This window comes from Mycobacterium sp. (genome assembly GCF_032162605.1).
Classification (GTDB): Bacteria; Actinomycetota; Actinomycetes; order Mycobacteriales; family Mycobacteriaceae; genus Mycobacterium.
In genome coordinates this window covers 1-25,670 of sequence record NZ_JAVROT010000033.1, presented here as the reverse complement: position 1 = coordinate 25,670, position 25,670 = coordinate 1, and the positions used below count along the sequence as shown (strand labels likewise).

Genomic DNA, 25,670 nt, shown 5'->3' with positions numbered 1-25,670 from the left:
GCCATGGTCGCGACGCTCTTCCCAATGTATTAACTGTTTAGTACATTGAGTTGTGATTGGAGGCACACCATGAGGACGTCCATCGCGACCGTCTCGATCAGCGGATCCCTCGTCGAGAAGCTGCATGCCTGCGCGGCCGCGGGTTTCGACGGTGTCGAGATCTTCGAACCCGACCTGATCGCCAGCGACCACAGTCCAGAGGAGATCCGCGGCCTCGCCGAGCGCCTAGGGCTGTCGCTGGACCTCTACCAGCCGCTTCGCGATATCGAAGGAGTGGACGAGGACACCTTCATCGAGAACCTGCGACGGGCCGCGGCGACGTTCGCGACCGCAAGGAGACTCGGCATCGACACGGTGCTCGTCTGCAGCAACGTCGCCACGGCGACCGTCGACTCCGACGACCACTCCGCCGGCCAGCTCCGCAGACTCGGCGACGTGGCAAGCCGGTACGGCGTCAGGGTCGCGTTCGAAGCGCTGGCCTGGGGCCGCTTCGTCGACGACTACCGCCGAGCCTGGCGCATCGTCGACTTGGCCGATCATCCCGCGGTGGGCGTGTGCCTCGACAGCTTCCACGTGCTGTCCCGCGGGCACGACCCGGCGGCCATCGAGGACATCTCGGGAGAGAAGATCTTCTACCTGCAGCTCGCCGACGCGCCCGCGCTGTCCATGGACGTGCTGTCGTGGAGCCGCCATCACCGACTGTTTCCGGGCGAGGGCGATTTCGACCTGGCGACCTTCGTCTCGCACGTGCTGAAGACGGGCTTCGACGGGCCGTTGTCACTCGAGGTCTTCAACGACACCTTCCGGCAGACCGACCCGGACCGCACCGCGGTGCACGCGTTGCGGTCACTCGTCTGGCTCCAGGACAAGGTGGCGGCGCTGCCTGGAGTGGGTCGGCCTGTCGGCCTGACGCCGGTGGTCTACGCCAAACCGCCGGTGGGCTTCGACTTCGTCGAGCTGAAGGCGGAGGACACCGGCGACGTCGAGGTGCTTCTCGACCAGCTCGGGTTCACCCCGCGTGGCCGCCACCGCACCAAGCCCGTATCCCTCTGGGCTGCAGGCGATGTCCGCATCGTCCTCAACGAGCATCAAGCCCGCGACCTCGAGCCCCGGGTCGCCGCCGTGGGTCTGCTGGTGCCCGACGGCGGGGCCACCACGCGGCGCGCCACCGACCTGATGGCTCCTGCAACCTACCGCCGGACCTACGCCGCCGAACAGCCGCTCGGTGGCGCGATCGCGCCGGACGGCACCGAGTTCTTCTGGGTCACGGCGCCGCCGGCGGGGGCGCCCCCCGCATGGGTCGACGAGTTCGAGAACGGGCTCCCGCCCGCGTCCGGCACGCCCGTGCGCAGCATCGACCACGTCAACCTCGCCGTCCCCTGGCAGACGGCGGACGAGGCCGTGCTCTTCTTGACCAGCGTCTTCGGTCTCGACGCCGACGCGCCCATCGAGGTCGCCGGACCCAGCGGCCTGATCCGCAGCCAGGTCATGCGCACCGACGACGGCTCGGTCCGCCTGCCGCTCAACGTCGCACCGCACGTGCTCGAGGAAGCCGCCATGCCGCAGCACGTCGCGTTCGCGTGCACGGACGTTGTCGCATTCGCCCGTGCCGCCAGGTCGCGGGGCCTGAACTTCCTGGCCGTGCCCGACAACTACTACGACTACGTGGCGGGGCGATTCGGGGTCGACGCGGACACCGTCGCCGAGCTGCGCGAGCTCCACCTGCTCTACGACCGCAGCGCCGACGGCGCGTTCATCCACTTCTACACCCGCACCGTCGGCACGGTGTTCTTCGAATTCGTCCAGCGGATGGGTGAATACGACGGATACGGGACCGACAACGCCCCGGTGCGACTGGCCGCACAACGCCACCGGTACCTCGCCACCAAGTGACTTGCGGCGTCTGATGGAGCGGTCAGCGCTCGTGAAACTCCACGAATCGCGTGACTACCAAGATGGCGACGTAACCGATGGGAATACCGGTCTTGGTGGCGATGCACTCCCGCGCCGCCAACTCGACCGTGGCCCGGCGCCGCGCATGGGTGACCGCACCGATCTCGGGAATCCGGATGGTCCAACCGTCGATTTCACGGCTGATCTCGATGTCGAAGCTCTGACCGACCATCGGACGATTCACGCGGCGGCTGACGTGCCGCCCGTGGGGGCCGCGCAGGGACTGCGTGCGGCGCCGGGTGGGCTGAATGGGCATGAAGGATTTCCTGTGTCGGACGACGGACCGCGCGCAAGGATAATGCGTCCCGAGCCGGAACGCCTAATCGGCGTCACGCTGGCGGATGCCAACCACGAAAGCCGTTTCTCGACAGCATGATTGGAGCTGAGGCCGGGTTACCGGCAGTAGGACCGCGTCGCAGCCGACAGTGGCTCCCGGTAGAGGCCGTCGAGGTTGCGCACGCCGACGATGGCGTCCTCGGCGGCTTGGAGCCTTTACGCCGAGCGGATCCGACCAGGCCAGGTCCACGGTGAGATCGTTCGCCGCGCACGGGCCCTACGTTTTGATGCAGTTCGTCCAGTCAATCGACGGCCCCGAACGCGCGACGATCCCACCGGTCTGTTGGCCGGAACCCTGCCCGCCGATGCCGGCGTCCAAGCCGAGAACGCCGTTTACGGCCGACCCGGTCGCCGCTCTTCCGCGGCCCAGTACGTCATACTCACTGCGTAACGTAGCGGCGCCGCGGGAACACTGCCACCTGTCCGTTCCGCCCACGGTAACGAATAGGTAGACGTGCAGACTTCGAATCCGAACGACGGCGATCCGCCCAGGCACGGCTTCCCTGCCGCGTTGTGGCGGACCGTCGAGAGCCATCCGCCGCCGGGATTGTCGCGGATCCGGTGGCGAAGTCCGCTGCGTGGGCCGTGGTTGACGTCGGTCTTCGGCGCCGTGCTGCTGGTGGTCCTGCCGATCGTCATCATCACCGGCCTGCTGTCCTACATCGCTTACGGCCCACAGTTCGGGGCGGCCATTCCCGCGGACGTCGGTTGGCTGAAATTGCCCACGTTCGACTGGCCGAGCCAGCCGAAGTGGCTCTACCGCCTAAATCAGGGGTTGCACGTCGGCCTCGGTCTGATCATGATCCCGGTGGTGCTGGCCAAACTGTGGTCGGTCATCCCCCGCCTGTTCACGTGGCCGCCGGCCCGGTCGGCGGCGAACGTGCTGGAACGGGTCTCACTGCTGATGATCGTCGGCGGTGTCCTGTTCGAGATCGTCACCGGCGTGCTGAACATCCAGTACGACTACATCTTCGGGTTCAGCTTCTACACCGCCCACTACTTCGGCGCATGGGTGTTCATCGCGGGGTTCGTCGCGCACGTCACCATCAAGCTGCCGACCTTGATCCGCAGCCTGCGGTCGCGATCGTTCCTCGGCGTGCTGCGGACCTCGCGGGCCGACACGGTGCCCGAGCCGCTCGACGAGGACGGCCTGGTCGCGACGGATCCCGATCCGCCCACCCTGAGCCGGCGAGGCGTGCTCGCGGTCGTGTGCGGCGGGTCACTGCTCGTCGCGGTGCTGACCGCCGGGCAGACCATCGGGGGGTGGACCCGCCACCTGGCGGTGCTGCTGCCCCGTGGCCGCAGTTACGGCAACGGCGCAGGCGACTTCCAGATCAACCGCACCGCCGCCGCAGCCCGCATCAACCCCGCGTTGACGGGCGATCGATGGCGGCTGCAACTGATGGGGGGTCCGCAACCCCTCGTCCTCGACCGCGCGATGCTCGCCTCGATGCCCCAGCGCACCGTGGATCTGCCGCTTGCCTGCGTCGAGGGTTGGTCGACCGTCGAGTCGTGGAGTGGGGTACGGCTGGCCGACCTCGCTGCCGCTGCGGGGCGGCCAACACCCGGCTCGGCCGTGGTGTCGTCGCTGGAGCGTTTCGGGGCCTTCAACCATGCCAGGCTTCAGCGCAATCAGGTCCTCAATCCCGATGCGCTGCTGGCCTTCCGGGTCAACGGCGCCGACCTGTCACTCGACCACGGCTATCCGGCCAGGATCATCGTGCCGGCTCTGCCCGGGGTGCACTGTACGAAATGGGTTGCCTCCATCGAGTTTCGGGAGGCTTGATGCTCGCGCTGGTGAAGAGGCTCTACGGCGAGAACCTGCTGCACCTGATCGTGCTGGTGGGTGCGCTCGCGCTCGTCGCGTACACGATCTCGGTTCTCGGCGTGCAGAACCTGTTCAATCCGAAGGTGTGGTGGCAGTCGATCGCGGTGTGGTTCGCGGTCGCCGTGATCGGCCACGACTTGATCCTGTTTCCGCTCTATGCCCTGGCGGAGCGCCTGCTGCCCAGGGGGCGACGCGACGCGAAATCAGCCAACCCGCACCGGGTACCGGTCACCAACTACGTCCGAATGCCAACGCTGGCAACGGGATTGACCTTTGCGCTGTTCCTTCCGGGGATCATTCAGCAGGGCGCCTTCACCTACCACGCCGCGACCGGGCTGACCCAGGAACCGTTCCTCGCGCGCTGGCTGCTGCTCGTTGCGGCCTTCTATCTGGCCAGCGCCGTCTGCTACGTGGTGAAGAGTGTCATGACCAGGACTCGTCCAGCTCCCCAAGTGAAGCGATGAGGGCGCTATTGGCGGTGTAGTCGACCGGGCACGCAACGATGCTGACCGTATCGGCCTCCAGCGCCTCGCGCAGGGTGGGCAGCAGTTCGTCCGCCGACGAGATGCGGTAACCCTTCGCACCGAAGCTCTCCGCATAGGCGACGAAGTCCGGGTTGCCGAATCGCGTGTCGACGTTGTGGCCGATCTCCAGGTCCATCTTCCAGCTGATCAACCCGTATGCGTCGTCCACCCAGACGAGGATCACCATGGGGGTGCCGACCCGCAGCGCGGTCTCGATCTCCTGGGAGTTCATCAGGAACGCGCCGTCACCGGTGGCGACCAGGACGTTGGCCATCGGGCGCGCAATCTTGGCCGCGATCGCGCCGGGCAGCGTCCACGCCATCGTCGAGAGACCGTTGGAGATCAGGCACGTGTTGGGCTCGTAGGTCGGGTAGAGCCTGGCCATCCACATCTTCAGCGCACCGGTGTCGACCAGCACGATGTCGTCGCGCCCGAGTGCCGCCCTGGTATCGGCGACGATCCGGGCGGGGGCCAGGGGAAACCTGTCGTCGGAACGGCCGCGGTCGAGTTCCTGGGACAGCAATTGCTGAATGCGCTCCTGCCCCGGCGCGGGCGGGTGGTCACGCTTCACGGCCTCGGCGAGTGCGTCGAGGCTCCGCCCGATGTCGGCGTGCAGGCCGACGGCGACGTCGTAGTGGGCGTCCACTTCGGCGGGAAAGCGGTGGACGTGGATGATCTTGGTGTCGCCGCGCGGGTTGATGCGAACCGGGTCGAACTCTTGAAGCTCGTAGCCCGCGGCCACGATGACGTCGGCCTGGTCGAACCCGAAGTTCACGTAGTCGTGGCGCATGAAGCCGACGGCGCCGAGCGCGAGCGGATGGTCGTCGGGCACGACGCCCTTGCCGTGGAACGTGGTGGCGACCGGGATGCCGAGTGACTCGGCGAAGCGGCGCACGGCATCGGAAGCGCCGGTTCGGGCGGCCCCGTGACCGGCCAGCAGGACGGGATTGCGCGCGGTGCGCAGGATTTCGACGGCTCGCTCGATCTGGGCTGCCGACGGGTCGTCCGGTCGCGGGACGTTGACCCGCAACGGTGTCGCCGCCGCGGGGGCGTCGGCCGACTCGACGTCCTCGGGCACGGCGAGGTACACCGCTCCGGGGCGCTCGGTCTGGGCGAGCTTGAACGCCTTGCGAACCATCTCTGGTACCGCACCCGGTGTGGCGACCAGCGCCGACCACTTCGTCACCGGCGCGAACATCGAGACGAGGTCGACGCCCTGATGCGACTCCTTGTAGCTACGCCGCATGCCGACCTGCGCCGAGAGCGCGATGACGGGCGTCGAGTTGGTGGTGGCGTCGGCCACGCCGAGCAGGAGGTTGATGGCGCCGGGCCCGAGCGTTGCCGAGCACACGCCGGCCCTGCCGGTCAGGCGTCCGTACACCTCCGCCATGAATGACGCGCCCTGCTCGTGACGGGTGAGCACGTAGTCGATCGAGGATCGCGACAGCGCGTCGACCAATCGGATGTTCTCTTCACCCGGTATTCCGAAGACGTGCGTGACGCCTTCGTTCTCCAGGCATTCGACGATCAACTCGGCCGTGGTGCGAACGGGTTCTGTCACCGGTCGACCCTATCGCCGACGTGTCCTCTCTCCGAGGACCGGCCGTCTCCAGTCCCAGCATCGAGACACTGACTACCTGCTACCTGGTATGGCGAATGGGGGTGAACGTCGAAGACGGTGACTGCCGCCGACGAAAGGATCGATGGATCAGCTGGACCACCCGAAGGGGAAGCAACCGTGGAGTTCGTCTTCAAGGGCGAGGCCGTCGAGTTCGAGGCGATGCGTGTGGCCGAACTGCTCGACTGTCCTTTCACCGAGGTGAGCATTCCGTACGAGGACGGTGAGCTTCCGGGCCATCTGTTCCTCGCCGACGACAGCGGGAAGCCGCGCCCAACGGTCGTCTACACCAACGGTTTCGCCTCCACCCGCGAGGAGGGCTACTTCATCATCGGCGCGGCGGCCCTACGGCGCGGCTACAACTTCCTGGCCTATGACGGACCGGGTCAGGGTTCGATGATCCGCGAGAAGGGCGTGCCGATCCGCCCGGATTGGGAGAACGTGCTGGGCCGGGTCGTCGACTACGCGCTCACGGTTCCCGAGATCGACGACGACAAGATCGTGCAGTTCGGCTACGGGCTCGGTGGTTACTTCGTGGCGCGGTACGCCGCCCACGATCATCGATCGGCTGCAATCGTCTGCAACGACGGCATGACGACGTTCTACGCCTCCTCCCCACCCATTCCCGAAACCGTCCTCGAACTCATCGAGGAGGGCCGCGACGACGAGGCGATCCCCATGCTCGACGTGCTGATGAAGGAGGACACCAACGCGCGGTGGGCACTGCAGAACGGAAGGTGGGTCTACGGAGTGGAGACCACCGCCGAGTACGTCCGCAGGACGGCCGAGTACACGCTCACGGCCAATGACGTCGGCAAGATCCAGACCCCGGCCCTGGTGCTCGAGCGCGACGACAGCACGGTGTTCGCGGGCCAGGCGGCCAACTTCGTCCACGCCATGACGGCACCGGTGCACCACGTCGTGATGCGAAGCGCGGGTGGTGCGGGCCGCCATCGTCACGTCGGGGCGATGTCCGTCCTGCATCAGACGGTGTTCAACTACTTGGGTACGACACTTCGGTAGCCGGATGGCATGGCCACGACCGTGACGACGGCGGTGGCGAGGCGGTCGCAGTACTCGGTGCTGACCTCTGCCTGCATGACGGCGAGCCGCCAGTAGAGCGGTCCGGCGAGAAGGTCCATCGCCCAGGTCGAGCTTGGATCGCCACCGCCGATAGATGGCGGCCTTGCCCACGCCTGCGCGCTTGGCCACCGCGTCGATGGACAGCCGACCGTAGCCCACCCGCGCGAGTTCGGCGAACAAGGCGGATTCGATGGCGTCGGTCACGTCGTCCTGCAGTACCGAAGTTCTTGTTCGACGACGAGTCGTTCTCGTACGAAACCCTGCGTGCGGCCGGCTTCGCCAACTATGGCGGCGCTGACCTCGGCGAGGTGATCGTCACCGCCCGGGCCATCCCCGAAGGTGACGAAGTGGCCTGGCACCGTGAATGGAAGGCAACCGCGCAGCGGGTGGAGTCGATCGCACACCATTCGCTCGCCGCGGGGCACGGCGTCAGCGCCAGGGAGGCGTTCCTGCGGGCCTCGAACTACTACCGCACCGCGGAGTTCTACCGCCGCGTCGATCCGTTCGACGACCCCGAGGTGCACGAACTCTCCCACCGCTCGCGGGACACCTTCCTCGGCGCGATGGCGCAGTTCGACTTCGCGTTCGCGGCCCTGGCCCGGGGCTGCAACGTTCTGGCCTTCGACGGGCCGGGGCAGGGCGCGGCGCTGCGGGAACAGCACCTGGTGTTCCGCCCCGATTGGGAAGCGGTCATCACGCCGGTCGTCGACTTCGCGCTCACCAGGAGCGATGTCGATCCCAGCCGGATCAGCCTCTTCGGCTACAGCATGGGCGGATACCTGGTCGCCAGGGCAGCTGCGTTCGATACCCGCATCGCCGCGCTGATCCTCGACGACGGCATCTACGACTTCCACGCCGCGATGGCTCACGCCCTTCCGCCGTTCGTGAGCGGCTGGATCGACGACGGCAACGATGCGTCGGCCATCCCCGTCCTGAAGATGCTGATGGCGCGCGACACCCAGGTTCGATGGGCGTTGCGAAATGGACTGTGGGTCATGGGCCTTGACTCGCTCGCCGATATACCGCGGGTGTTCCGCCAGTACACCCTGGCGGGTGTCGCCGACCGGATCACCGCCGCTGTGCTGGTGCTCGATGCGGACAACGACCAGTTCCTGAGCGGTCAGCCGAAACAGGCCGCTGAGGCGATGGTCAACGCGGACGTCACCCTGGTCACCCTCCCCGAGTCGGAGGGTGTGGGCGAGCACTGCCACATGGGTGCGATGGCCCGCGCGCACCAGACGATCTTCGACTGGCTCGATACCCCAGTGCCCCAATCGAATTGAAGGGGATTCACCCCGATTCGGGCATCTCATCGGTCCAGACCGTGAAACTCGTCAAGGCGTTGGGGCCGAAAGCGTTGCTGAGAGCGACGTCGGCGGCATCGCGACCACGCGCGATCAACACCCTGCCGATTCGCGGGGTGTTGTTGCGCGCATCGAAGGTATGCCATTGGCCGCCGAGGAACACCTCGAACCACGCGGCGAAGTCCATCGGACCGTACGGCGGCGGCATGCCGATGTCACCGAGGTATCCGGTGCAGTAGCGCGTGGGGATGTTCATGCAGCGACAGAAGGCGACGGCGAGATGCGTGAAATCGCGGCAGACGCCGACCCGTTCGTTGAACGCCTCCAGCGCCGTGCGCGTGTTGTCCGCGCGCTGGTAGTCGAACGTGATGTGTCGATGAACGTAGTCGCAGATGGCCTGCACGCGGTCCCATCCCGGCGGCACCTGCCCGAACAGGTTCCATGCCGTCTGCGACAGGCGATCGGTGTCGCAGTACCTGCTGCCCAGCAGGAAGACGAGCGTGTCATCGGGCAGCTCCGGCACGGGAATCTCTTGAGCTTGGGGAACGAGCACGTCGGGGAGTCCACTGTCGTTGACGACTGCATCTGCGAAGACACGCGTGCGGCCCGTCGGCGCAACGATGCGCGTGCACCAGTTGCCGAAGTCGTCACGATAGGCGGCCATGGGTACCGGCGGGTCGACCAGCAGCACGTCACGCCCGACGAGGTCGGATACGCGCGTGAAGTGGACGTTCAGGTTGAAGATCATCGGGGTGGGCCGCGGACAGTCGAAGACCATCTCGAAGCCGACGTGAATTCGCATCATTGGTCTCCGGTATCCGGTCTCCGCCCTTTCAGATGTTCCTCTTCAGTCGAGAGTTTCGGTGAGGAGACATGCCACAGAATCACTCGGGTATGGAGTAGTGAAAGCTTGAGAACATGTTCACCGTGTCAACGCCCACCCTCGCCGTCGCAGGAACAGCCGAACGCTTTCCGGTTCGTCGGGTCTACTGCGTCGGACGCAACTACGCCGACCACGCCCGCGAAATGGGATCGGATCCAGACCGTGAGCCGCCGTTCTACTTCACCAAACCTGCCGACGCCGTCTTCACCGCCGCTGAGGGTTATCGCGGCGGCCCGCCTGGAGTCGTCCCCTACCCGCCGCTCACGCACAACCTGCACCACGAGATCGAACTCGTCGTCGCCATCGGCACTGGTGGCTTCGATGTCGCCGCATCAACTGCGCTGCAACATGTCTGGGGCTACGCGGTCGGCGTCGATCTCACCCGTCGAGACCTCCAGGACGACGCCAAGGCCACCAGGCGCCCGTGGGACCTCTCGAAGGGATTCGATGCCTCCGGACCGGTGTCACCGCTGGTGCCTGCGGCGTCCGCCAGTGCAGAAGCGGGTCGCATCTGGCTCACCGTCGACGGTCAGCCGCGCCAGGACGGCGACCTCGCCGACCAGATCTGGCCCGTCGCCGACGTCATCGCCCACCTGTCCGCCTCGGTCGCCCTGCAACCAGGGGATCTGATCATGACCGGAACGCCTTCGGGTGTCGGCCCCATCGAGGCCGGCCAGACCGTCGACGGCGGTATCGACGGTGTCGGAGAGCTCAGCTTCACCGTGCGATAGACCGTCGCGTTCGGCGGCAAGCTGCCCCAAAGCTGTGAACCGACCCGTTATCGTCTGGGAATGAGCGATACGGCCCCGACATTCAACAAGCCGACTGGTCCGACAACCGCTCCGACGAGCACCCGCCGGGCGGTGCTCAACACCATGAAGGGCTCGGCGGGAAACCTCGTCGAGTGGTACGACGTGTACGTCTACACGGTCTTCGCGTCCTACTTCGAGGCGCAGTTCTTCGACAAGGCCGACACCAACTCGACGGTGTACATCTACGCGATCTTCGCGGTGACGTTCCTCATGCGCCCGGTCGGCTCCTGGTTCTTCGGCCGGTTCGCCGACCGGCGGGGCCGAAAGTCTGCGCTGATGTTCAGCATCACCGTCATGTCGGCGTGCTCGTTCGTGGTGGCGGTCATGCCCACTCGCGAGGTCATCGGGTGGTGGGCGGCCGTGATTCTGATCATCGCCCGCCTCGTGCAGGGCTTCGCCACCGGCGGGGAGTACGGCACCTCGGCGACGTACATGTCCGAGGCGGCAACCGCGAATCGGCGCGGCTTCCTATCGTCGTTCCAGTACGTCACCCTCATCGGCGGCCACGTCCTCGCCCAGTTCACGCTGCTCATCGCGCTGCAATTCCTGGATACCGAGGCGCTCAGCGCATGGGGCTGGCGGATCGGCTTCTTCATCGGGGGCATCGCCGCGCTCGTGGTGCTCTGGATACGCCGCTCGATGGACGAATCACTCAGCGAATCGCACCTCGAAGCCATCCGCGACGGCAAGGACCGGGCCGCGGGGTCGATGAAGGCGTTGTTCACCACCCACTGGCGCCCGCTGCTGCTCGTCTTCCTCATCACGGCGGGCGGCACGATCGCTTTCTACACCTACAGCGTCAACGCGCCCGCGATCGTCAAGTCGACCTTCGGCTCAGACCGGGCGCTGACGGCAACGTGGATCAACCTGCTGGGACTCATCTTCCTGATGCTGCTGCAACCGGTCGGCGGCCTCATCAGTGACCGGGTCGGGCGCAAGCCACTGCTGGTCTTCTTCGGTGTCGGCGGCGTCATCTACACGTACGTCCTGCTCACCTTCCTGCCGCAGACCACCTCGCCGTTGGGGGCGTTCGCGCTAGTGGCGGTCGGCTACGTCATCATCACCGGCTACACCTCGGTCAACGCGATCGTGAAGGCGGAGTTGTTTCCCGCCGAAATCCGCGCCCTGGGAGTGGGTTTGGGCTACGCGCTCGCGAACTCGGTGTTCGGCGGTACGGCGCCGTTGCTATACCAGGCAGCCAAGCCCGACCACATCACGTCGTTCATCGTCTACGTCACGGTGGTGATCGGGGTGAGCTTGTTGGTCTACGTCTTCGCGCTGAAGAACAAGGGGATTACGGTGCTCGATCGCGAACAGGGAAGCGCCTGGGCCGTGACCGTTGCGCCCGCTACTCGATGAGCACGTCGCCCGGGTAGCCCCTGAACTCTTGTTTCCCGCGGCAGCACCGGCGCAGGGTTCGCGTGCAAGCCATGATGTCGGCCGCCCGTCGAACTGAGGAGGGTGCTCCGCACAATCGGAGCTGAATTCCCTTGAGCTGCAGTCCCTCTACCCGGACCCGGCCGACAGGTCGACGGACACCTCGAAGGATGCCCGGTCGGCGCGGTAGACGTCCCTGGCGAACTCCACGTGCCTGCCGCCCGTGTCGACCGTAGTCCTGGTGAGCAGGGTGCCCGCGGAGCCAGGCCGGACGCCGAGCTGAGCGCTGGAGGCGTCGTCCAGGACGATGGACTCCAGCACGGCGGTCGAGCGGCTCAACTCGATTCCGTACCTGTCCCGCAGCGTCGCCCAGAGCGATCCCTCGTCGGCGAGATCGAGGATGCCGGGCGTCAGATCGGCTGGCAGGAACGTGGTCTCGAGGGCGAACGGGACGTCGTCGACGGAGCGCAGCCGGTGAAACGCATGCACGCCCGCGTCGTCGTCGAGCCCGAGCGCCAGCCGGACCGCCGGCGTCGGCTCCTGGTGCTCGGCCCACAGCAACCGCGCCGCCGGGTGCCGGCCGAGGCGAGACACTTCCTCGGAGAAACTCCCGATGTGAAAGCGCACGCGCGGCTCGGCGACGAACGTCCCGCGCGGCGGCCGCCGGTAGACCACGCCCTCGTTCTCCAGCAGTGACAACGCCTGCCGCGCAGTCATGCGGCTGACCTGGTGTAGCTCGGCGAGCTCTCGCTCCGACGGCAGTAGTGTGTGCGGTCCTAGCTGGTCAACGACGATGCGGTCCCGAACCTGCGCGGCGATCGCGATATAACGCGGAGTCGCGGGTGGACGCCGTTCGCTCCTCGATGCGGTCACCACAGCAGGGTAGCGCCGTCTGCTCACTCGAGAGCCCACCTGGTCTAGGCCAGGTTCTGTGACAACCTCGTTTCCGCCTTGACTGTGTTGCCCATCACTCCCATACTTTGGTTGAGCCACATGGTCTATACCAACTGGAGGATCCAATGTCCGACACGCATTCCGCCCTGGGGAAGGGTGATGAGGCCGAACTCGCTCAGTTCGGCTACAAGCAGTCGATGGAGCGACACACCGGCCGCTTCGCCTCGTTCGCCGTGGCCTTCGCCTTCGTATCCATCGCCACCGGCATCTTCACCACGTACGGGTCGGTGCTGAACTCGTCGGGTCCCGTTGGGATCTGGACGTGGCCGATCGCCGTGGTGGGCCAGCTGGCGGTGGCCTTCGTGCTCGGCACGATCGCGTCGCGGATGCCGGTGACCGGGTACGCCTACCAGTGGATGTCGCGGCTGGCCAACCCGATTCTCGGCTGGATCATCGGCTGGATCTCCTTCACGTTCCTGGCCATCGTCGTGGTGGCAGTCGATTACACGATCGCCTCGACCGTGCTGCCGGTGCTGCTCGACTACGAGGGAACCAGTGCCGTCACGTGGACCGTGACCGCACTGGTGCTGTTGGCCCAGGCCCTCCTGCTCGCGCTGTCCACCAAGTGGAGTCAGCGCTTCAACAACGGCGCAGTATCACTCGAACTGATCGGCATGGTCACGCTGACGGTGCTGCTGTTGATCGTCGCCGCCGTGCGCGGAGACATGGATGCGGGAAACCTATTCAGCAAGGGAGCTGTTGCGGCAGAAGGATTCTGGAGCTTCGGGGACTGGACGTCCGCGGGTCCGTGGATGCTCGGCTTCCTGCTCGGCGCCTTCACCATCGTCGGATTCGAATCGGCAGCGAACCTCGCCGAGGAGACCAACGATCCCGAGCGGGTGGTTCCGCGAGCGATGTGTCAGGCCGTGCTCGCTTCCGGCGTACTCGGTTTCATCTTCCTCATCGCCGTCACCCTCGCCGCAGGTGACCCCGTGGCCCTGGCCGAGTCGGGCACGCCGATCGCCGACGTCATCAAGAACACGCTCGGCTCGGTCGTCAGCACCCTGCTACTCCTGATGGTCGTGATCGCCATCTTCGCCTGCGGACTTGTGATCATGATGACGGGAGTTCGCTTGACGTGGGCCATGTCTCGCGACGAGCGCTTCCCCGGCTGGCAGCAATGGAACCGGATCTCGCCGCGGTTCCACACCCCGCTGCGGGCGACGGTGCTGTTCGTGGTCCTCGCCGAGCTGATCCTCGCCATCTTCTCTCAGTCGGAGGACGCGCTGTTCACGCTGTTCGGCGCGGCCACCCTGCTGCCTGCCGTCATCTATGCCGCGACGGTCGCGATGTATCTGGTCAAGCGTAAGGAGCTGCCCGTCAACGGCAAATTCGACCTGGGCGCGTGGGAGAAGCCGATCCTCGTCGTCGCGGTCGTCTGGCTCGTCTTCGAACTGGCACTGTTCCGCGATGCCAGCTTCAAGGACGCCTGGCTCTATGTCATCGTGATGGTCGTGATCGGCGCGGGTTACCTCGGCTTCCTGCTCGCCCGGCGCGGCCGCGACGGACTCGCGATGCCCGACCAGCACTCGATCGACGCGGTACTCGACCAGGAAGCGGGCACGCACCGGCCATGACCCACGTACTGGCCATCGACCAGGGCACCTCGGGCACCAAGGCGATCGTCGTCGACGACGCCGGTCGGGTGGTCTCGATCGCCGAGGTCGCACTGCGCCCCGAGTACCTGCCCGGCGGCGGTGTCGAGCAGGACCCCGAGGCGCTGTGGAACTCGGTCCTCGAGGCCGGGCATCGTGCTCTCGACGCGGCGGGGGTGCCCGTGGACGCGGTGGCACTGGCCAATCAGGGCGAGACCGTCCTGGCGTGGGACCGCAGCACCGGCAGGCCGCTGACGCCCGCGATCGTCTGGCAGGACCGTCGCGCAGAGTCCATCTGCGCGGCGCTCGCCGCCTCGGCCGACGACGTGGCTGAGCGGACCGGCCTGATGCTCGACCCGTACTTCTCCGCGCCGAAGATGGCGTGGATCCGGGCGAACCTGACCGGTGACGGCGTGGTGACGACAACCGACACCTGGCTGATCCACAGGCTCTGCGGCGCGTTCGTGACGGACCTTTCGACCGCCAGCCGCTCGATGCTGCTCGACCTGGACACGGCGTCTTGGAGCGACGACCTCCTCGAGCTGTTCGGGCTGCGTGGCGAGGCGATGCCCGACCTGGCTTCCTGTGACCAGATCGTTGGTGAGACAAGCGCTTTCGGGCCTAGGGCGATCCCGGTGGCCGGGCTGATCGTCGACCAGCAGGCCGCGTTGCTCGCCGAGAGTTGTCTCGGGCCCGGTGCGGCGAAGTGCACCTTCGGCACCGGCGCCTTCCTGCTCGCCCAGCTCGGTGAGAACGCCACGCGCTCCGGAGCGGGCCTCACCACGTCGGTGGCCTGGCGGCTGCGGGACCGCACCTCGTATTGCGCGGACGGCCAGGTCTACACCGCGGCGTCAGCCGTGCGCTGGGCCATCGATCTCGGCCTGGTGCCCGCCGCCGACCAGTTGGACGCGGTGGCGCAGACGGCAGGTGACTCCACCGGCGGTGTCCTCTGCGTCCCGGCGCTGGCCGGGCTCGCTGCCCCGTGGTGGGACGCGACGGCAGGAGCGTCGTTCACCGGCATGACCCTCAGCAGTGGACGTGGGCACCTGGTCCGTGCGCTGCTGGAGGGGATCGCCGCGCAGGTCGCGTGCCTGGCCGACCTGGTCGCCAGTGACCTTGGCCAGCCCTTGACACGGCTTCGGGTCGACGGCGGGCTGACGCGCTCGGCGGTCCTGATGCAGGCGCAGGCCGACCTCGCCCGCATCCCCGTCGAGGTATACCCGTCCGCGCACGCCACCCCGCTCGGCGCCGCAGCCTGCGCCCGCCTCGCGCTTGACGAGACACTCAGCCCGGCCGAGGTCGTCGGCACGTGGATACCGCAACACACCTACGAGCCCGTCTGGTCAGACGACCGCGCGGCTGAGCACCTGGCCAGGTGGCGAAAGGCGGCCGACGCGGTGATCTCACGTGAGGGAGTCCAATCATGAACGCCCCGAACGATATCCGTGACGTCGTCGTCATCGGAGCCGGGATCGTCGGAAGTGCCATCGCCCGCGCCCTCGCGGGGACCGGCCTGACCGTGACGCTGGTCGAGGGCCGCGACGACGTCGGCGACGGCACCAGCAAGGCCAACACGGCCCTGCTGCACACCGGTTTCGACGCCACCCCCGGCACACTGGAGTCCCGACTGGTCGCCCGCGGGTACCACCTCCTCGGTGAATATGCCGAACAGGTGGGCATTCCGGTCGAGCGCACCGGCGCGCTGCTGGTGGCGTGGACCGACGACGAACGCGCCGCTCTGCCCAAGCTCAAGGACAAGGCCGAGCGCAACGGGTACGACGCGTGCGAAATCGTCAGCGGCGACGAAGTTTACCGGCGTGTCCCCGAACTCGGGCCCGGTGCGCTGGCCGGTCTGACCGTGCCCGGTGAGGCGATCATCTGCACCTGGACGACGAACCTGGCGCTCGCCACCGACGCCGTTCGACGCGGAGTCGTCCTGCGGCGCGGCGCAGAGGTCACCGACGTCACTGCCCGTACGGACCACACCACCGTCGTCACCACACAGGGTGACGTCAACGGGCGATGGGTGATCAACGCCGCAGGCCTTGGCGCCGACCATCTCGACGCCAAGTTCGGCTACCAACGTTTCACCGTGACCCCGCGGCGCGGCGAACTGCTGGTGTTCGACAAGCTGACCCGGCCGATGGTGCCGTGCATCGTGCTGGCCGTACCCTCGGCCCGCGGTAAGGGAGTGCTCGTCAGCCCGACCATCTACGGCAACGTGATGGTGGGTCCGACGTCGGAGAACCTCACCGACCGCAACGCCACCGGCACCTCGGAGCAGGGCTTCGATTTCCTGCTGGGCAAGGGCCGGGCGCTGATGCCGACGCTGTTCGACGAGGAGGTCACCGCGACGTATGCGGGCCTGCGCGCCGCGACCGACCACGACGACTACCTCATCGAAGTCGACGAGAATCAGCGCTACGTCCTCGTCGGTGGCATCCGGTCCACGGGTCTCACCGCGGGAATGGCCGTCGCCGAACACGTCATGGGACTGCTTGCGGGCACCGATCTCAACCTGACGCCACGCGCCGACCTGCCACCGCCACGGCGGATGCCCTACATCGGTGAAGCGGGCATCAGGCCCTATGAGGACGCGGGACGCATCGCCGATGACCCGGACTACGGCCGCATCGTGTGCTTCTGCGAACGCGTCACCGCCGGTGAGATCCGCGACGCGTTCAACTCGCCCATCCCGCCGCGTGACCTCGATGGGCTGCGCCGACGCACCCGCGTCATGAACGGCCGTTGCCAGGGCTTCTACTGCGGTGCGCACACCCAGGCACTGCTCCTGGCGGCTCAATGACCAATCAGCCCAACGCCGTTCGGAGAGTGGCCGTAGCCGTCATCGGCGGCGGTCCGGCCGGCCTGACCGCCGCCGCGGCATTGGCTCCGCTGGTCGACGGTGACGTAGTCGTCCTCGAACGCGAAGTCGAGACCGGAGGCATTCCCAGGCACAGCGATCACCTCGGCTACGGGATCCGCGATCTGAGGCGATTCATCTCCGGACCCGCGTACGCCCGTCGTCTGACCGACACGGCCCGTGACGCCGGAGCTCTGCTGGAGACCGAGGCGATGGTGACCGGATGGTCTGGCGAACGTGCCATGGAGATCACGTCACCGCGGGGGCGGCGGGTCCTTGACGCCGATGCCGTCGTGCTGGCCACCGGCGCCCGCGAGCGTCCGCGTCCCGCCCGGCTCATCCCCGGTGACCGCCCCGACGGGGTGTACACCACCGGCCAACTGCAGAACCTGGTCCACGTGCACCAGGCCGTCGTCGGCAAGCGGGCGGTGGTCATAGGGGCGGAGCTGGTCAGTTGGTCGGCAGTGCTGACCCTGCGCGAAGCCGGTTGCGCCACAGTCGCCATGACGAGTGCCTACCCGCACTCCGAGGCGTACGCCGCGTTCCGCATCCCGGGACGTGCGCTTCTGCGCGGCCCTGTGCTCGCCCGCACCCGGGTGGTCGGCATCGACGGCAAGCAGCGGGTGCGTTCCGTGATCGTGGAGAACGTCGACACCGGCGCCCGCCATACCATCGAATGCGACACCGTCATCACGACCGGGGACTGGATCCCCGACCACGAGCTGGCCAGAACCGCCTGCCTGGCAATGGATTCCGGCACCCGCGGGCCCCTCGTCGACGCGAGTCTGCGCACCAGTGCACCGGGGGTGTTCGCAATCGGCAATCTCCTGCACCCGGTGGACACCGCCGACGGTGCCGCCCTCGACGGCCGCCATGTCGCCCCGAAGGTGTCCGAATGGCTGAAAAGGGGAGAGCCACGACCGCGGGGAATCCGGGTGAGGGCCGCTCAGCCGTTTCGGTGGGTGACCCCGCAACTCGTCACCGCCGACGGCGGTGTCGCACCGCGCGGCGATCTCCTGTTCTGGGTCGACGAATACCGTCGAACCCCCAAACTCCGCGCCGTCCAGGACGGCCACACCATCGGCGCGGCGCGCACGCTGTGGCCGGCTGCGCCGGGGCGCGTCTATCGGGCACCATGGTCACTGGTGTCCGGCGCCGACCCCAAGGGCGGCGACGTCACCATCGAACTCGCCGTCTAGTCAGGAGACCGTCAATGTCCGTCACCGTCCTGCTCGAACTGAAGTTCAAGCCCGAGTCGGTCGCCGAGGCCCGCGAAGTGTTTCGTCGTGAGCTCGTCAAGACCCGTGCCTTCGACGGAAGCCTCACCACCGACGTGCTCGTCGACTCGGACGACGAAACGCACTGGGTCATCTACGAGATCTGGGAGTCCGTCGAGGCCGATGAGGCCTACCGCGCCTTCCGCGCAGGCGAAGGCAAGATCACCGATCTGCCGCCATTGCTGGCCGCACCTCCCGTCAAGACCAGGTACACGACGACCGATGTCTGATCACCGCCCGTCGCCGGTGCTGGTGTCGAATGGCCAGTTACGGCACGCAAGTTGATCATCTGCGCGTCACGAGTGGTCACTCGGCGCCTCGCGAGATGTGGAGCAGGATCTTGCCGCCGCTCCGCCAACGGCGTCGAACCGCCTGACGACCAGCCACCTGCGCCACGCGTTCAGCAAGCTGGGGATCAGGTCTTTCACGGAACTCGCGCGGTTCGCCCCGCTCGTCGAACGGGGGCGGGCAGATGAGGGCGCGTTTTCGGCGAAGTTCCCGTAGCTTTACAAAACGCGGTGGCACCGTCACGCTCACAGATATGTTTCCGCAAACTGCCGCAGCCCACCACCGTTTGAGGCGATCGTGAGGCCAGCGGTCGAACCAGGCGACGTGGAAGAGACCCTGGCGCGGTCCGGAATCGTCCAGGGAGTCGAACCCGCTGCGGTAGCCGCTCTGATCAGCCAATTGCAGCCCGTGGACTTCCCTAAGGGGCACACGATCTTCGTCGAGGGTGAGCCCGGCGATCGGCTGTACATCATCGTGTCGGGCAAGGTGAAGATCGTCCGCGGCGCCCCCGACGGCCGTGAGAATCTGCTCACCATATTGGGACCGTCGGACATGTTCGGGGAGCTGGCGATCTTCGATCCAGGCCCGCGAACCTCGAGTGTCACGACGATCACCCAGGTACGCGCGGTGTCGATGGATCGGGATGCGCTGCGTGCCTGGATAGCAGGTCGGCCCGAGATCGCCGAGCAGCTGCTGCGGGTGCTGGCGCGGCGGTTGCGCCGTACCAACAACAACCTCGGCGACCTGATCTTCACCGACGTGCCGGGTCGCGTCGCCAAGCAACTGCTGCAACTGGTTCAGCGCTTCGGCGCCCAGGAGGGCAATGCCCTGCGGGTCAAGCACGACCTCACTCAGGAAGAGATCGCCCAGCTGGTCGGCGCGTCCCGCGAGACGGTCAACAAGGCGCTCGCCGACTTCGGTCAGCGCGGCTGGATCCGGGTCGAGGGCAAGAGCGTGCTGATCCTCGAGCCGGAGCGTCTCGCGAAGCGCGCGCGCTGACATCGCGTTGACGGCTCCGCCTCTGTCGGGCAGGCTCGAAGATGCTGTCGGGTAGCGCGAGGATGCGCACGTCGGACAGAGATCGAACCGGAGTGGAGAGATCAACGATGAACGAAGTCAAATTCCTCGACCTGCACGGAGACCGGGTCGCCTACCGCGACGAGGGCAGCGGTGAGGTGCTCCTGCTCATTCACGGCATGGCGAGTAGCTCGGAAGCCTGGCGTGAGCTGATTCCGCGTCTTGCGAAGAACTACCGGGTGGTGGCGCCGGATCTGCTCGGCCACGGCCAATCGACGAAGCCCCGCGGCGACTATTCGCTCGGGGCATTCGCCGTCTGGTTGCGCGATCTTCTCGACGAGTTGGGCATCGCCCGGGCGACGATAGTCGGTCATTCGCTCGGCGGCGGGGTGGCGATGCAGTTCATCTATCAGCATCCCGACTACTGCGAGCGCGTGATCCTGGTCAGCAGCGGTGGGCTCGGACTCGACGTGGGCTGGATCCTTCGTCTGCTGTCCGCACCTGGAGCCGAGTTCGTTCTGCCGATCATTGCGCCGTCTCCGGTTCTCAAGGTGGGCAACAAGATCGGCTCGTGGTTCACCTCGGCGGGGATGCGCGCACCGCGGGCCAGTGAGATCTGGCGGTCCTATTCGTCCTTCTCGGACGCCCCGACGCGCGACGCGTTCCTGCGGACCCTGCGCTCCGTCGTGGACTACCGCGGCCAGGCCGTCAGCGCCTTGAACCGGCTACACGTCCGCTCGGAGCTGCCGACGTTGGCGATCTGGGGTGAGGACGACGAGATCATCCCCGTCGAGCACGGCCACGCCGCCCAGGCCGCGCGCCCGGGCAGTCGCTTGGAGGTGCTGCCAGGCGTCGGGCACTTCGCGCACGTCGAGGCGCCCAACGAGGTCGCCGAGATCATCGACGACTTCATGAAAGCCACCACCGCCCGTGGCGCCGACACCGCCACGCTCCTGGCGCCCGTCGCGGGGGACGAAACCTCGTAGCGTCGACCGCCCCGATCTCGCAACCGTAGGTATGAACTGCGCCACTCGAGGGTACTCGGTGTACATGTGTTCACCAGATACGGCTCCTGACCTGGGTTGTCTGCGAGATGGCTCGTGGCTCTGAAACTGCGGGACTTCACGCGATGGAGCGAGGCGCCCGCCAAGGGCGTCGAGACCGCGGCTTCTCCGAAGGTCAATCTCCTGCGCGGGCTGGCGGCCCGCGCGACCACGCCACTGCTTCCGGACGACTACCTGAAACTGCTCAACCCGCTCTGGTCTGCGCGAGAACTACGCGGCGAGGTTGTTGACGTGCGGCGGGAGACCGAGGACACGGCTACGGTGACCATCAAGCCAGGCTGGGGATTCTCGGGCGACTACCAGCCGGGTCAATACGTGGGTATCGGCCTGCGGGTCGACGGCCGATGGCACTGGCGATCGTATTCACTCACGTCGACTCCGCGACGTGACAAGAAGCTGATCTCAATCACCGTCAAGGCGACCCCAGAGGGTTTCCTGTCAACCCACTTGGTGAACGGTGTGAAAGCGGGAACGATCGTCCGACTGGCCGCTCCGCAGGGAGACTTCGCCCTGCCAGATCCACCTCCGCCCAAGTTGCTCCTCGTCACGGCGGGCAGCGGCATCACTCCCGTCATGGCGATGCTCCGGTCGATGACACAGCGCGGGCAGGCATCGGACATCGTGCACATCCACTCCGCACCCTCGACGCAGGACGTCATCTTTCACGACGAGCTTCAGGAGCTCGACGGAGGTGAGTCGGACTATGCGCTACTTCTGCACCTGACCGAAGACATGGGGCACCTCGACTTCGCGGCCGAGCTCGACAAGCTGGTCCCGGACTGGAGGGAAAGACCTACCTGGGCGTGCGGGCCGCCGGCGATGCTCGACGACATCGAGAGAATTTGGACCAAGGCGGAGCTGCAGGACAGCCTGCACATGGAGCGCTTCGTCATCGCCAGGACCGATAAGGGCGGTGAGGGCGGAACGGTCACCTTCGCCATCTCCGACAAGTCGGTCGACGTCGACGGAGCCACCTCGCTACTTGAAGCCGGCGAGCAGGTCGGCATCCAGATGCCGTTCGGGTGTCGCATGGGCATCTGCCAGACGTGCGTGCTGCCACTGGAGTCCGGCCACGTCCGTGACTTCCGCTCTGGGACCGAGCACGGCGAGGGCGACCGAATTCAGACCTGTATTTCCGCCGCGTCCGGCGACTGCACCATCAACATCTAGGAGGCGACATGGCCATCACCGACATCAAGGAATATGCGCACCTCACACCGGAGGACGTCGAGGAACTGTCACGCGAGCTCGACGCGATCAGAACCGACATCGAGGAATCCCGCGGCGAGCGCGACGCCCGCTACATCCGGCGGGCCATCCAATTGCAGCGCGGACTTGCCGCAGGCGGTCGAATCGCCCTATTCGGGAGCCGGAACAAGGTTGCCTGGACGGTCGGCACCGGCATGCTCGCACTGGCCAAGATCATCGAGAACATGGAACTCGGTCACAACATCACCCATGGCCAGTGGGACTGGATGAACGACCCGGAGATCCACTCCACCGAGTGGGAGTGGGACACGACCTCACCGACCGTGCACTGGAAGAAGTCGCACAACTTCATCCACCACAAGTACACGAACGTCGTGGGACTCGATGACGACATCGGTTACGGCATCATGCGTCTCACCCGCGACCAGCGCTGGGAGCGGTGGATGATCGGCAACCCCATCTACAACTTCCTGCTCGGCACGCTGTTCGAGTGGGGTGTCGCCGCGCACGGCTTGGAGACGACGAAGTTCCGCAAGGGCGAGAAGTCGAAGGGTGAGGTTCTCAAGGACCTCCGGATCATCGGTAAGAAGGTCGGCAAGCAGGTCGGCAAGGACTACATCGTGTTCCCGGCGCTCACCGGACGGGCATGGAAGCACACGCTCGGAGCCAACGCGGTGGCGAACCTCATCCGCAACTACTGGTCCTACATGGTGATCTTCTGCGGCCACTTTCCCGACGGTGCCGAGAAGTTCACCAAAGAGGAATTCGAGAACGAGACGCAGGGGGAGTGGTATCTGCGCCAGTTGCTGGGATCGGCAAACTTCAACGCTGGGCCCCTGATGGCGTTCATGAGTGGCAATCTGTGCTACCAGATTGAGCATCACCTCTTTCCGGACCTGCCCAGCAATCGCTATGCGGAAATCGGCGTGCGGGTGCGCGAGCTGTGTGAGAAGTACGACCTGCCGTACACCACCGGATCCCTTGGCCGGCAATACTGGCAGTCGTTCTGGACGATCCTCAAGCTCGCCCTGCCCGACAAGCTGCTCAAGGCGACGTCCGAGGACGCCCCGGAGACTAACTCCGAGTTGAAGTTTCGCGTCCGGGAGGGACTGCGGGAGAGCTTCGTCGACCCCGCGACAGGTAAACGGCGGGGCCTGCGCACCGCGCTGCGTGAACTGCAGGCCGCTTCCAGCGCGGCGTAACTCGAGCGCTCCGCCCGGTCGGTCTGCGACCCGGGCGGGTGACTGGCAACATCGTCATCCACGGCTGAGTGGCGGAACTCTCACCATGAAAGAAGGCTAGCCTAGCCTTAGCTGACCGTGTAGGGTCGCTGGCCATGGCCTCCTCTGCTTCCACGGTGACCACTGCGCTGCAGAGCATTCTGCGTGACGACCTCAACGTCGACATGGCCCGGGTCACCCCCGAAGCCAGGTTGATCGACGATGTCGGATTGGACTCGGTGGCCTTTGCTGTCGGCATGGTCGCCATCGAAGAGCGGCTCGGCGTCGCGCTATCCGAGGAAGAGCTTTTGACCTGCGACACCGTCGGCGATCTCGACGCGGCGATCGCGGCGAAATCCGGCAAATGAGCGAACTCGCCGCGGCGATCACGCGGTCGATGCAGTCCGCGACATCTGAATTGGCCGTCTTCGACCGCAAGACCTCGGCGTGGCAACGGCGCGCGTGGCCGGAAGTGCACGGGCTGGCCGAAGGAGTTGCGGCCTGGCTACTGGCCCATGATCGACCCGCCGCCGTCGGTCTCGTCGGCGAACCGACCGTCGAGTTCATCGCCGCGATCCAGGGCACCTGGCTCACGGGCGCTGCCATCTCGATATTGCCGGGGCCGGTGCGGGGCGCCGACTTACGGCATTGGGCGGAGTCGACGCTGACCCGATTCGCGGAGATCGGGGCACGCACGGTCCTGAGCCACGGCTCCTATCTCGACGGCCTGCGGGAGGCCGCGCCCGTCGACGTCGTTGTCGAAGATGTAGCGACGGCGGCGCGCACCAGCCGATCAGCAGCCGGGACCCCGAGCGGAGACGGCGCCGGCCCCGCCATCCTGCAAGGAACGGCAGGTTCCACTGGCGCACCCAAAACCGCCGCGCTTGCCCCGGCTGCCGTACTCAGCAACCTGCGCGGGCTCGACCAACGGTGTGCCCTCGACTCGTCGATCGACGCCTGTTGTTCATGGCTGCCGCTTTATCACGACATGGGGCTCACCTTTGTGTTTGCTTCGGCCCTGGGCCGGTTGCCGCTGTGGCTGGCCCCGACAGCGGCGTTCGCTGCGTCGCCGTTCAATTGGTTGAGTTGGCTCTCGGACAGCCATGCGACGATCACCGCCGCGCCGAACTTCGCCTACAACCTTCTCGGCAAATATGCGCGGCGAGTATCCGATGTCGATCTCAGCGGACTGCGGGTGGCGATCAACGGTGGGGAACCGGTGGACTGCGAAGGTTTCCAACGTTTCGCAGAAGCCATGGCGCCGTTCGGGTTCAACGCCGGCGCGGCTGCGCCGTCGTACGGCCTCGCCGAGTCCACGTGTGCGGTAACGATGCCGGTGCCGGGCACCGGGTTGCGTTTGGCCAGCTTCTCTGACAACACCGGCTCACACAAACACGCGATCCTAGGTGATCCGATCCCCGGCATGAAGTTGCGGATCTCCTCCAGCGATCGGTACGACAACGCGGCCGGCCCCGAGATCGGCGAGATCGAAATTCGCGGTACGTCGATGATGAATGGCTACCTTGGACACCCGGCCATTGATCGCGACGACTGGTTTCCCACTGGCGATTTGGGTTTTGTCGGCGACGGAGGTCTCGTCGTGTGCGGGCGGGCCAAGGAAGTCATCTCGATCGCGGGGCGCAACATTTTTCCGGCGGAGATCGAGCTGGTCGCGGCCAAAGTACGCGGCGTGCGGGAAGGCGCCGTGGTCGCTTTGGGCACCGACGAACGTTCCGCCCGCCCCGGCCTGGTCGTCGCGGCCGAGTTTCGTGGGTCTAATCAGAACGAGGCGCGCACCGAAGTGATCCAGCGCATTGCCTCGGTGTGTGGAGTGGTTCCGTCGGACGTCGTCTTCATGTCGCCGGGGTCCCTGCCGCGCACATCCTCGGGCAAATTGCGCCGTCTGGAAGTGCGGCGTTCGCTTGAGCTGGTGGACTGAAGTGACCGCGATAAGCGAGACCGTCTTCGATGCAGACTATCGCGCACTGCTCTTCGAGGCTTTCGACGACCGCGTCACGGAGTGGACGGCTGAAGCCGAGGTCCAGCAACGCTTTCCGCGTAAGCTGATCGAGCATCTGGGAGCAAGCGGTGTCTTCGCCGCCAAGTGGTCCGACCAAACCCAGCCAGATGTCAACAAGATCGTGGAGCTCGCCTTCGCGTTGGGCCACCTGGCGTCCGCCGGCATCGGAGTGGGCGTCAGCCTGCACGACTCGGCCATCGCCCTGCTGCGCCGTTTCGGCAAGTCGGATTACCTGAAAGACGTTTGCGAACAAGCGATTCGCGGCGATGCGGTGCTCTGCATCGGTGCCTCGGAAGAATCCGGCGGATCGGATCTACAGATAGTCGAAACCGAGGTTCGCTCGCGTGACGGTGGTTTCGAAGTCCGCGGCGTGAAGAAGTTCGTGTCGCTTTCGCCCATCGCCGACCACATCATGGTTGTGGCACGCAGCGTCGACCACGACTCG

General features: G+C 66.4%; 23 protein-coding genes and 2 pseudogenes. 19 read left to right on the top strand and 6 right to left on the bottom strand.

The window, feature by feature from the left end; translation table 11 throughout:
- Positions 1-69: 69 nt before the first annotated feature.
- Positions 70-1,893 (top strand): bifunctional sugar phosphate isomerase/epimerase/4-hydroxyphenylpyruvate dioxygenase family protein, encoded by a 1,824-nt coding sequence (locus QOI01_RS01670; RefSeq protein WP_526377973.1) that lies wholly within the window; start codon positions 70-72, stop codon positions 1,891-1,893.
- 22 nt (positions 1,894-1,915) lie between these two features.
- Here the strand turns inward: QOI01_RS01670 and QOI01_RS01665 are convergent, their stop codons facing one another.
- A complete protein-coding gene (locus QOI01_RS01665) occupies positions 1,916-2,125 on the bottom strand; it encodes a long chain fatty acid-CoA synthetase Faa4p (RefSeq protein ID WP_526377980.1) in 210 nt (69 codons plus the stop codon).
- A 675-nt stretch (positions 2,126-2,800) separates the two neighbouring features.
- Between QOI01_RS01665 and QOI01_RS01660 the strand changes: the two genes are divergently transcribed.
- On the top strand, positions 2,801-4,075 hold the full coding sequence (locus tag QOI01_RS01660; RefSeq protein ID WP_526377978.1) for a molybdopterin-dependent oxidoreductase: 1,275 nt from the start codon (positions 2,801-2,803) through the stop codon (positions 4,073-4,075).
- Positions 4,075-4,581 (top strand): hypothetical protein, encoded by a 507-nt coding sequence (locus QOI01_RS01655; RefSeq protein ID WP_526377971.1) that lies wholly within the window; start codon positions 4,075-4,077, stop codon positions 4,579-4,581. Before QOI01_RS01660 ends, QOI01_RS01655 begins: the two co-directional genes overlap by 1 nt.
- Here the strand turns inward: QOI01_RS01655 and QOI01_RS01650 are convergent.
- Positions 4,541-6,172 carry an acetolactate synthase large subunit gene (locus tag QOI01_RS01650; protein ID WP_526377977.1) on the bottom strand — a complete coding sequence of 544 codons (1,632 nt, stop codon included), beginning with the start codon at positions 6,170-6,172 and terminating at the stop codon, positions 4,541-4,543. The genes QOI01_RS01655 and QOI01_RS01650 overlap by 41 nt on opposite strands.
- A 207-nt stretch (positions 6,173-6,379) precedes the next feature.
- Here QOI01_RS01650 and QOI01_RS01645 point away from each other — a divergent pair, with 207 nt between their 5' ends.
- On the top strand, positions 6,380-7,282 hold the full coding sequence (locus QOI01_RS01645) for an alpha/beta hydrolase (RefSeq protein WP_526377969.1): 903 nt from the start codon (positions 6,380-6,382) through the stop codon (positions 7,280-7,282).
- On the opposite strand, the gene QOI01_RS01640 is transcribed toward QOI01_RS01645, so the two are convergent.
- Both QOI01_RS01640 and QOI01_RS01635 read right to left on the bottom strand, forming a co-directional pair.
- Positions 7,258-7,401 (bottom strand): hypothetical protein, encoded by a 144-nt coding sequence (locus QOI01_RS01640; protein ID WP_526377967.1) that lies wholly within the window; start codon positions 7,399-7,401, stop codon positions 7,258-7,260. The two genes, QOI01_RS01645 and QOI01_RS01640, sit on opposite strands and share 25 nt — an antisense overlap.
- A 16-nt stretch (positions 7,402-7,417) precedes the next feature.
- A pseudogene (locus QOI01_RS01635) lies at positions 7,418-7,546 on the bottom strand (TetR family transcriptional regulator); the annotation flags it as partial.
- Between the two features lie 23 nt (positions 7,547-7,569).
- Between QOI01_RS01635 and QOI01_RS01630 the strand changes: the two are divergent.
- Positions 7,570-8,625, top strand: a complete 1,056-nt coding sequence (locus QOI01_RS01630; protein WP_526377965.1) for an alpha/beta hydrolase family protein — start codon at positions 7,570-7,572, stop codon at positions 8,623-8,625.
- Between the two features lie 7 nt (positions 8,626-8,632).
- Here the strand turns inward: QOI01_RS01630 and QOI01_RS01625 are convergent, their stop codons facing one another.
- Entirely contained in the window at positions 8,633-9,448 is an 816-nt protein-coding gene (locus tag QOI01_RS01625) for a transglutaminase-like domain-containing protein (RefSeq protein ID WP_526377963.1), read from the bottom strand.
- 116 nt (positions 9,449-9,564) lie between these two features.
- On the opposite strand from QOI01_RS01625, the gene QOI01_RS01620 reads away from it, so the two are divergent.
- Together QOI01_RS01620 and QOI01_RS01615 are read left to right on the top strand one after the other, a co-directional pair.
- On the top strand, positions 9,565-10,260 hold the full coding sequence (locus QOI01_RS01620; RefSeq protein WP_526377961.1) for a fumarylacetoacetate hydrolase family protein: 696 nt from the start codon (positions 9,565-9,567) through the stop codon (positions 10,258-10,260).
- Positions 10,261-10,320: 60 nt separating this feature from the next.
- Positions 10,321-11,700, top strand: a complete 1,380-nt coding sequence (locus tag QOI01_RS01615; RefSeq protein WP_526377959.1) for an MFS transporter — start codon at positions 10,321-10,323, stop codon at positions 11,698-11,700.
- A gap of 147 nt (positions 11,701-11,847) precedes the next feature.
- On the opposite strand, the gene QOI01_RS01610 is transcribed toward QOI01_RS01615, so the two are convergent.
- Entirely contained in the window at positions 11,848-12,591 is a 744-nt protein-coding gene (locus QOI01_RS01610; protein WP_526377957.1) for a GntR family transcriptional regulator, read from the bottom strand.
- Between the two features lie 146 nt (positions 12,592-12,737).
- On the opposite strand from QOI01_RS01610, the gene QOI01_RS01605 reads away from it, so the two are divergent.
- The 12 genes and pseudogenes from QOI01_RS01605 to QOI01_RS01550 form a co-directional block, all read left to right on the top strand.
- Positions 12,738-14,249, top strand: coding sequence for an amino acid permease (locus QOI01_RS01605; RefSeq protein WP_526377955.1), 1,512 nt, complete (start codon positions 12,738-12,740; stop codon positions 14,247-14,249).
- Positions 14,246-15,694, top strand: coding sequence for an FGGY family carbohydrate kinase (locus tag QOI01_RS01600; RefSeq protein WP_526377953.1), 1,449 nt, complete (start codon positions 14,246-14,248; stop codon positions 15,692-15,694). The genes QOI01_RS01605 and QOI01_RS01600 overlap by 4 nt, the downstream gene beginning before the upstream one ends.
- Positions 15,691-17,073 carry an NAD(P)/FAD-dependent oxidoreductase gene (locus QOI01_RS01595; RefSeq protein ID WP_526377951.1) on the top strand — a complete coding sequence of 461 codons (1,383 nt, stop codon included), beginning with the start codon at positions 15,691-15,693 and terminating at the stop codon, positions 17,071-17,073. The genes QOI01_RS01600 and QOI01_RS01595 overlap by 4 nt, the downstream gene beginning before the upstream one ends.
- Complete coding sequence (locus tag QOI01_RS01590; protein ID WP_526377949.1) at positions 17,070-18,329, top strand: NAD(P)/FAD-dependent oxidoreductase; 1,260 nt, start codon at positions 17,070-17,072, stop codon at positions 18,327-18,329. Before QOI01_RS01595 ends, QOI01_RS01590 begins: the two co-directional genes overlap by 4 nt.
- A gap of 14 nt (positions 18,330-18,343) precedes the next feature.
- Positions 18,344-18,637: a putative quinol monooxygenase gene (locus QOI01_RS01585; protein ID WP_526377947.1), complete on the top strand. Its 294-nt coding sequence runs from the start codon at positions 18,344-18,346 to the stop codon at positions 18,635-18,637.
- Positions 18,638-19,019: 382 nt separating this feature from the next.
- Complete coding sequence (locus tag QOI01_RS01580; protein ID WP_526377945.1) at positions 19,020-19,694, top strand: Crp/Fnr family transcriptional regulator; 675 nt, start codon at positions 19,020-19,022, stop codon at positions 19,692-19,694.
- A 107-nt stretch (positions 19,695-19,801) separates the two neighbouring features.
- A complete protein-coding gene (locus QOI01_RS01575) occupies positions 19,802-20,698 on the top strand; it encodes an alpha/beta fold hydrolase (RefSeq protein ID WP_526377943.1) in 897 nt (298 codons plus the stop codon).
- A 114-nt stretch (positions 20,699-20,812) separates the two neighbouring features.
- Positions 20,813-21,946: a ferredoxin reductase gene (locus tag QOI01_RS01570; RefSeq protein ID WP_526377941.1), complete on the top strand. Its 1,134-nt coding sequence runs from the start codon at positions 20,813-20,815 to the stop codon at positions 21,944-21,946.
- An 8-nt stretch (positions 21,947-21,954) separates the two neighbouring features.
- Positions 21,955-23,187 carry a fatty acid desaturase family protein gene (locus QOI01_RS01565; protein ID WP_526377940.1) on the top strand — a complete coding sequence of 411 codons (1,233 nt, stop codon included), beginning with the start codon at positions 21,955-21,957 and terminating at the stop codon, positions 23,185-23,187.
- A 125-nt stretch (positions 23,188-23,312) separates the two neighbouring features.
- A pseudogene (locus QOI01_RS01560) lies at positions 23,313-23,573 on the top strand (acyl carrier protein); the annotation flags it as partial.
- Entirely contained in the window at positions 23,570-25,144 is a 1,575-nt protein-coding gene (gene mbtM / locus QOI01_RS01555) for a long-chain-fatty acid--ACP ligase MbtM (RefSeq protein ID WP_313863869.1), read from the top strand. The pseudogene QOI01_RS01560 and the gene mbtM, both read left to right, overlap by 4 nt.
- Positions 25,145-25,154: 10 nt before the next feature.
- Positions 25,155-25,670, top strand: a 516-nt coding sequence (locus tag QOI01_RS01550) for an acyl-CoA dehydrogenase family protein (protein WP_526377975.1), incomplete at its 3' end; no start/stop codon positions are given.